The following is an 854-nucleotide window of genomic DNA, read 5'->3' on the forward strand; positions in this document are numbered from 1 at the left end:
TTAAAAGCATAAAGCACACAACACAATGTATAGTCAATATCTCCCTACGGTCGTTACTAACTATACATCTAACGTTACCACCAATGAAGTCACTCATATGAAAATAGCTAAATTTATTAATATTGTCATACTTCTATTGATCACTACTAAATCAACTATTACGCAATCAAATGATGAGATAATTAATAATTTCAAAAAAGAATATGATCAAATCAAAGACTGTCTTTATAATTACGACAAGAAAGTTATAAATAGCGCTAATGAATCTAATGAAGGAAAACAAATTATTGGATATTATGATAAAAATAATATAAAACTGATTGAAGTTCTTTCTTTCGGTGAAACTGGAAAAAGAAAAATTGAATATTATTTTAATAAAGAACAACTATTCTTCGTATATGATTCTGATTACCGCTACAACAGACCAATATATTGGAATGAAAAAGAAGCAAAAAAGAATAATGACTCTGAGAGCTTCGACATTAAAAAGACTACTAGCTCTGAGGATATGTATTACTTTTATAACGGACAACTGATTAGATGGATAAGACCTAATGGAAAATATGGTGATAGCAAATTAGCCTACTATAAAAACCTTGAGATTCAGATTCCTAATCACGCTAACGAAATGAAAAAGAAACTAAACAAATAAGTACTGGTGGTAACAAAATGTATAGTTCATTGCTGCTGATTTCCCTATCGGAAAATCCTCGCCTCTAAACAATGGTCAGGTTCTTTTTACTAACTTAGTGTTTCAGCAACGAAACCATACATAAAACGTTAGCAAACATTAAAAGTTAACTAATTTAAAGTCCTCGTTCACTCATTTAGAGTTTAGGAATAACGAAACAAAG

General features: G+C 29.7%; 1 protein-coding gene. It reads left to right on the forward strand.

Features of this window, described 5'->3' with window-relative positions; all coding sequences use genetic code 11:
• The first annotated feature begins 136 nt into the window (after positions 1-136).
• On the forward strand, positions 137-652 hold the full coding sequence (locus tag Q0997_RS20200; protein ID WP_299892519.1) for a hypothetical protein: 516 nt from the start codon (positions 137-139) through the stop codon (positions 650-652).
• Positions 653-854 lie beyond the last annotated feature (202 nt).

It is taken from the genome of uncultured Lacinutrix sp. (assembly GCF_947500325.1).
GTDB lineage: Bacteria > Bacteroidota > Bacteroidia > Flavobacteriales > Flavobacteriaceae > Lacinutrix.